Genomic DNA, 6243 nt, shown 5'->3' with positions numbered 1-6243 from the left:
TTCGACGGCCGCCTCGCCGCTGGCCGGAAGTAGATCCACACAACCCAGTTACACCGAATAGTTGACAGACCCCAGCCGCCGGGGGACCACGTCATGAGACAGGGCATTCAGACAGTTCCAATATCCGACGTCGCCAGAGCGAGCCGGGGTGACGGCGCGTGCTGTCGCGGACGGGTGGAGCGGGGCAGCGGTCGGAGCCCAGTCGCTGGCCCCGGCGGTGGCGGCGCGTCGGCCGCTCCTGATCGGGCCCACCACAGTCGGGGCGATGATCCGGTTCGCCGGGCTGCCGGACGCGACCTGGGCGTTCATGCCGTCCCGTGCGGGCGGGGCGGTCCCAGCGACGCTGCGGATCGAGATCGGTCCGGTCACGTGGGAGGTGTGCGACGCGACCGCCTACACCTCGATGCTGCGCGCGTGGCGCCAGGCGGCCCGGTTGCTAGGGGAGAACCCCACCGAGGACGAGTGAAGCGCGGGGTTGGGGATAACTCGGGGCGGCCGCCGACGCTGCCGCCCCGAACCCGTGATCCTGCGCGGATGGACATCACCTGGACTGTCGGCGTGCTCACTACCGGGGTGGAGAACGTGCAGCCCCTGGCCGGCGGGATTGAGGCGACGCAGGCAGAGGCGATCGAAGCGGCATCCGACGCTCTCGTCGTCGCGGCGATGGGTCGCGGCCGCCAGGAGTACCGGGTCTGCGTGGCCGACACTCTGATCGGCGTCGTTCCGGGCCTGACCGAGCAGGGCGACGTGGACCTGTTCGGCCTCGCTGAGACCCTGCCCCGAATCACAAGCAACGATCGATAGGCGCGCCCGCGGCGCCGGCATGGTCGAGGCTATGTGGGCGGCTGCATCTCGACTCGAACCGCGTCGGCGAGGTGGCGGACGGCTCGACGGATCCCGATGGGTACGTCGCGGCCGGCATTGAGCTCGATCGCGGTGCAGCGCAGGATCTCGCCGAGCCGGCTGGCGATGACCGGCGCGTCTTGTGAGCCACGAAAGTATCAGATCGAGCATCGTGCTGCTGCGATAGTTTCACCCTAGGTGTTACTATCGTAGTATGTCAGCAGTGAGTACGGAGATAGTGCTCTCTGACCTGGGCGCAGGGCAGTGGGGTCTCGTCACCGCGCCGCAGGCGCGTGCGGCCGGCCTGAGCCGCGTTCAGCTATCGCGGATGTGCAGCGCGGGGCTGCTTGTCCGGCTTGCTCACGGAGTATATGCGCTGCGTGGCGCGATGGGCGCCGAGAGTATCGAGCTCTACGCGGCTTGGCTCGCCCTCGATCCTGCACGGCTTGCGGTCAATCGGCTCAGCGACGGCCCGGATGGTCCGGTGGTGTCTCACGCTTCCGCCGCTGCCTTCTTCGGCTTCGGCGACCTCGATTCTGATCGGCACGAGTTTACGGTCCCGGCTCGCAAGCAAACTCGTCGGCCAGATCTGCGGCTTCATCGAGGGGCGCTGTCCAGCGATGACGTTGTCGTTCACCGGGGCCTGCCGGTTACCACCCCGGCTCGCACTGTCGTGGACCTGCTCACCGATGGTCACGACGGCGGGCACGTCGCAGGGGTACTAGCTGGCGCCATCCGCGCTCGGCAGCTCAATGTCGATGAGCTTCGGGGTCAACTCGCACCATTCGCCGTGCGATTCGGTTTTCGCCGACACGACGGAGAGGCGCTGCTGCAGCACCTGCTTGAGCTTGGAGGGGTGGCCGAGCAGGTCGACGCAGACGCTCTCGCCGAGGCAGCCCGCGCGGCAACTATGTCCATGCCTGCGGTCCTCGCTGCCGCGGAGATCGCTCGATCGACGCTGGAAGAGCATGTGGCACCCCTGCGGGCGATTCAAGACGCGGCGGCGCCCTCGCGGGCGATGCTAGAAGCACTCAGCGCACAGCTGGCGCCGTCGCGGGCGATGCTAGAAGCGCTCAGCGCACAGCTGGCGCCGTCGCGGGCGATGCTGGACGCGCTCGACGCGCAGGCGGCGCCGTTCCGTGCGATCCAGGAGGCGACAGCGCCGTCGCGGGCGATGCTGGAAAGGCTTAACGCACAGCTGGCGCCGTCGCGGGAGATGCTGGACGCGCTCGACGCGCAGATGGCGCCCTTCCGGGCGGTGCAGGCGGATATGGAGCGCATCAAGGCCGTCATCGACCTGGCTGGAGTCCGGCCTCGGTCGTCGCGTCGTGCGCTGCGTCCGGAGCCACTGGAACTGTCCGCGGCTTGCAGTGGCAGTGGACCCGATGAGACACCACAGACACTGCGGGACGCTCAGGACCAACCCGAGGACGATCACTAGCCTGTACCGATGGCGACTCACCCGAGCGGGTACGACACCGCGGTAGCTATGTGGGCCGCGGTTCAGGCCAGGAGCAGGAGCGTCGCCAAAACGACGGGCACGACGCCGCAGAAGCTGCAGCGGCAGTTCGTATACGACCGTTTCCTCGCACGACTGTTTACCAGTGCGCCCGAGGGAAATTGGGTCCTTAAGGGTGGCACCGCTCTACTCGCCCGAGTCCGCTCAGCCCGCCACAGCCGAGATATCGACCTCTACCACCGCGACGGCACGCTCGACGCTGCCATCGCCGAGCTGCGGGTCGCCGCCGCGATCGGCCTCGACGATCATTTCCGGTTTGAGTTCGGGCCCGGAGTCCCAACCCGTACCACGGAACGTCCGGGTCAACCAGGAAGTGAACTAGCAACAGTCAAGATCGATGCATACGCAGGCGTGCGTCTTGTCGTCCCGTTCAGCGTGGACGTCGTCATCGGCAGCATCATCACATCGGATCCCGAGCGGCTCCACCCTACGCCGGCAATCTCGCTGAGTGGGCAGATGACCGGGCCGCCTTACCTGCTGTATCCCGTGGCCGATCACATCGCGGACAAGGTCTGCGCGACCTTCGAGCGTTATGGCACCGCGCAGATGCCGTCGAGCAGAGTGCGGGACCTGGTCGATCTTGTCGTGTTTGCGCGGACTCAGCGCGTCGACGCCGATGCTCTCGGCAGAGCGATAGACGCTGAGCGGGATCACCGTGGACTGGGCCCCATCACCGAATGGGCCTGTCCGGAACGGTGGGCCGCCGAATACGCCACAGTGGCCCGCGACGTCGCAGAGTGCGTCGAGCACCCCACCTTCGACGTTGCGTCCGTCTTCGTCGGCAAGTTCCTGAACCCCGTCCTCGGCGGCGGACTCACCGGCGTGACTTGGGACCCGGCTCGGGGTTGTTGGGCCACCTCTGCGGCTACGGGTAGCTAGCGCCATCCGCTCGGCCGGCGCAGCTCCCAGCGCAGACGTTGACTCGCCAGTGGAGGAACTGCGAAGCGGTGGAGCGGCCCGCGGTCCGAGCTGCCGGACCTGGCTGCGCCAGCCAGGCTTTCTCCATCTCGTATACGACGCGTGACCGCGTGCGGCATTGCGGTCACGCCGCTCCGCGGTCCGCTGGCTCAGTGGACGCCGCGGCTCTCCCACGCGCCGAAGGTCTGGCCGTCGCCGGAGATCCAGTCGGTGCGCCCGTTGCACGACGAGCGTCCCTGGATGACCGAGCCGGCCGCCGAAGGCGAGGTGAAGACGATGTCCCGGGCGACGTGGCCGACGTGGTCGGTGATGACGATCGCCCCATCGGCGAGCAGGCGTTGATACTCGGCGAGCCGGGCCGCGTGCTGCTTCGCCGTACTGGGCGAATGCTTCGGGTTGGCCGGCGGGAACCCCGCGACGACCGCCGAGCCCGCCAGCACAGTGAACTCGCCGTCGATCTGCTGGGCACGGGCGTCGACTCCGGACTTGATGTTGACCAGCCGGAAGATCGGCGACTCCTGGGACTCGGCGGGCACTTTCGGCGACGGCTTGACGCGGATCGCGTTGATCCCGAGCACCGGCAGCACGATCTGCAGCTGGATCACGAACTCGTCCATGTCGGAGACGTCGGCCTCGGGCAGCTTGGGCACCTCGGGTGCCGTGCCGTTCTCGAGGTGCACGCGCCCGGCCTGCTTCGCCAAGGCGATCAACCTCGACTCCAGGTAGCGGCCGTGCGCCTTCGTGATGTTCGCGTCCTTCGAGGTGACGACGACGACCTTGTCCCAGAAGTCCTTGCCCGCCAGATGCTGCTTGAGGCGGGTGCCGACGACATCGGCTTCGCCGATGTAGCAGCGGGTCTCGCTCAGCTCGTCGTCGCCGAGCAGGAAGTAGACGCCCGTACGCTCCGCTTCATCCCTCGACAGCAGCTTGCCGAGGTCGGAGCGCGACGCGGTCACGACGTGCCCGGTCCAGTTCGGGATCTCGGCGGTGGTCAGGCCGCCGGGTGTGCCGTCGACGAGGAACAGCTTGATCTGCTTGCCGCTCATACGCTCGCTGACTCCCGCCGATCCGATCCCTTCCCGACAGGGCCACCTTGCCCGAGAAGGCCACGGCGAGGAACCGACCACGCCGCGCGACCACGGCTGTCGATCTCGATCCACGAACTATTGCCCGGGGGTGCCGCCTGCGCCGTGTCGACGCGTCGGTGCGCGGCACGAGCGATCGTGTCGATTTCAGTCCGGCTGGGATGCTCCTATGGATGTCAAGCTGCGGATGAAGGTCGTTCCTGTTGAGCGACGGGTGTTCTGCCTCCCTCCCGGGTAGATCGTCTTCCGCCGCTGGTCGGTGTCAACGTCGTTCGTCCTCGCTGCGCTGCGGGCGCTCCACGTGGACTCCTCCTACGCGGCGGAAGGTACGGCCGGGGTGGAGGAAGGGCGGGGGCTGAGCAGGGCGGTGTAGACCTCGCGGGCGATGTAGCGTTTGAGGCAGCGGATGATCTCTTTCTTGCTCATGCCCTCGGCGGTGCGTTTCTCGGCGTAGGCGCGGGTGCGGGGGTCCCAGCGCAGCCGGCACAGCACGATCCGGTGCAGTGCGCAGTTGGCGTGGCGGTCCCCGCCGCGGTTGAGCCGGTGGCGGTGGGTGCGCCCGGAGGACGCCGGTAGCGGGGCGGCTCCGCAGAGCATCGCGAACGCGGCATCCGAGCGCAGCCGTTGCGGGTTCTCGCCCGCGGTGACCAGCAGCTGCCCGGCGACGTCGGGGCCGACGCCGAGCAGCGCGCACAGGGTGGGGTTGATCGCCTCGGTGAGCGGGGCGATCAGGGCGTCGAGCTCGTCGATCTCGACGGTGAGCTGCTGGTGGCGCCGGGCGAGGGACCGCAACGCGATCACCGTGGCGATGCCCGGGTCACCGGCGATGTCCCGGTCGGGTCGGCGGGCGGCGCAGACCGCGATGAGTTGGCGGTTGCTGAGCTCGCGCAGCGCGCTGCGCAGGGTGTCCGGGGCGGTCACGACCAGCGCTTTCATCCGCCGCTGGGCATCCGCGCGCCCGGCGATCGCGCTGCGCCGCGCCACCCGCAGCGCGCGCAGCGCCTCGACCTGGCCGCCGCGGTGCTTCGGGACACCGGTGCGCCGCCCGGCCAGCGCGGCGCGGGCGGCGGCCTCGGCGTCGACCGGGTCGGACTTGCCCTGCCAGCGCCGCGCTTTGCGGTCCGGGCGGTCGATCTCCACCATCACCACCCCGGCCAGATGCAGGTGCAGCGCGAGCCCGGCACCGTAGACGCCGGTGCCCTCGATCCCGACCAGCACCAGCGAGCCGAAGCCGCGCAACCAGGCCAGCAACGCGGCGTAGCCGGCCGGGGTGGTCGGGAACTGCGCGGTCCCCAGCGTTCGTCCGGCGGCGTCGAGCGCGGCGGCGGTGTGGGTGTCCTTGTGCGTATCCACCCCGCCGGTCACTTCGACGGTCGACTGTGGGACGGGTTCGGGCTGTGTCATCGTGGGCATGGCTGTCCTGTTTCCTTCGACCGGGCAGGGCAGCACGCACCAGCCGGGCGAGCGGACAAGACAGTGATGGGTGCCTGGTGGCACAGGCTCCTATGAGGTCACACCGCGCGTCTGGTGAGTGCAGAACGAGCCCCGCAGCGGACCGACCGACAGATCCCGTTAAAGGCACGCAGCCAGTCAGACGTTGGGTCAGGACGACCGCTGCGGGGCTCCCCTACATACTCACTGCCAGTCGTGCACCCGTCCCGCGGTGTGCGGCTGCGGCACGGTGCGGTAGCCGTAGTCCACGTCGGTGCCCCACAGCGTCGGCCACAGGGTGGGGTCGTGCACGGCGTGGATCTCCTCGTGCGCGCCGCCTGCCTCCAGCACCAGCACGGTGCCGGCGCCTGCGTCGTGCAGGCGACGGGCGAGCACGCTGCCGGCCGAGCCGGAGCCGACGACGATGAAGTCGGGGGTGGTCATGGT

At 69.0% G+C, this 6243-nt stretch carries 7 protein-coding genes; 4 read left to right on the top strand and 3 right to left on the bottom strand.

Features of this window, described 5'->3' with window-relative positions:
- The first annotated feature begins 265 nt into the window (after positions 1-265).
- The 4 genes from Q1K26_RS02820 to Q1K26_RS02805 all read left to right on the top strand — a co-directional run bounded on the left by Q1K26_RS02820 (position 266) and on the right by Q1K26_RS02805 (position 3241).
- Positions 266-466 carry a hypothetical protein gene (locus Q1K26_RS02820; protein ID WP_300007536.1) on the top strand — a complete coding sequence of 67 codons (201 nt, stop codon included), beginning with the start codon at positions 266-268 and terminating at the stop codon, positions 464-466.
- Between the two features lie 68 nt (positions 467-534).
- The gene (locus tag Q1K26_RS02815; protein ID WP_300007535.1) at positions 535-804 is read left to right on the top strand and encodes a hypothetical protein; all 270 of its coding nucleotides are present in this window, start codon (positions 535-537) and stop codon (positions 802-804) included.
- Positions 805-1066: 262 nt separating this feature from the next.
- The gene (locus tag Q1K26_RS02810; protein ID WP_300007534.1) at positions 1067-2284 is read left to right on the top strand and encodes a type IV toxin-antitoxin system AbiEi family antitoxin domain-containing protein; all 1218 of its coding nucleotides are present in this window, start codon (positions 1067-1069) and stop codon (positions 2282-2284) included.
- A 9-nt stretch (positions 2285-2293) separates the two neighbouring features.
- Positions 2294-3241: a nucleotidyl transferase AbiEii/AbiGii toxin family protein gene (locus tag Q1K26_RS02805; RefSeq protein ID WP_300007532.1), complete on the top strand. Its 948-nt coding sequence runs from the start codon at positions 2294-2296 to the stop codon at positions 3239-3241.
- Positions 3242-3429: 188 nt separating this feature from the next.
- Here the strand turns inward: Q1K26_RS02805 and Q1K26_RS02800 are convergent, their stop codons facing one another.
- From Q1K26_RS02800 to Q1K26_RS02790, 3 genes are all read right to left on the bottom strand, one after another.
- A complete protein-coding gene (locus Q1K26_RS02800; protein ID WP_300007531.1) occupies positions 3430-4326 on the bottom strand; it encodes a GIY-YIG nuclease family protein in 897 nt (298 codons plus the stop codon).
- Positions 4327-4677: 351 nt separating this feature from the next.
- Entirely contained in the window at positions 4678-5769 is a 1092-nt protein-coding gene (locus Q1K26_RS02795) for an IS110 family transposase (RefSeq protein ID WP_300007540.1), read from the bottom strand.
- A 231-nt stretch (positions 5770-6000) separates the two neighbouring features.
- Positions 6001-6240 (bottom strand): GMC family oxidoreductase N-terminal domain-containing protein, encoded by a 240-nt coding sequence (locus tag Q1K26_RS02790; RefSeq protein WP_300007530.1) that lies wholly within the window; start codon positions 6238-6240, stop codon positions 6001-6003.
- Positions 6241-6243 lie beyond the last annotated feature (3 nt).

It is taken from the genome of Pseudonocardia sp. (assembly GCF_029263155.1).
Taxonomy (GTDB): domain Bacteria; phylum Actinomycetota; class Actinomycetes; order Mycobacteriales; family Pseudonocardiaceae; genus Pseudonocardia.
This window is presented reverse-complemented; position numbering and strand designations above follow the sequence as displayed.

What these genes read in the sequence shown, in the direction of transcription:
- Q1K26_RS02795 (WP_300007540.1), bottom strand. Translation starts at nt 5,769, where the DNA reads ATGACACAGCCCGAACCCGTCCCACAGTCGACCGTCGAAGTGACCGGC.
- Q1K26_RS02815 (WP_300007535.1), top strand. Translation starts at nt 535, where the DNA reads ATGGACATCACCTGGACTGTCGGCGTGCTCACTACCGGGGTGGAGAAC.
- Q1K26_RS02820 (WP_300007536.1), top strand. Translation starts at nt 266, where the DNA reads ATGATCCGGTTCGCCGGGCTGCCGGACGCGACCTGGGCGTTCATGCCG.
- Q1K26_RS02790 (WP_300007530.1), bottom strand. Translation starts at nt 6,240, where the DNA reads ATGACCACCCCCGACTTCATCGTCGTCGGCTCCGGCTCGGCCGGCAGC.
- Q1K26_RS02800 (WP_300007531.1), bottom strand. Translation starts at nt 4,326, where the DNA reads ATGAGCGGCAAGCAGATCAAGCTGTTCCTCGTCGACGGCACACCCGGC.
- Q1K26_RS02805 (WP_300007532.1), top strand. Translation starts at nt 2,294, where the DNA reads ATGGCGACTCACCCGAGCGGGTACGACACCGCGGTAGCTATGTGGGCC.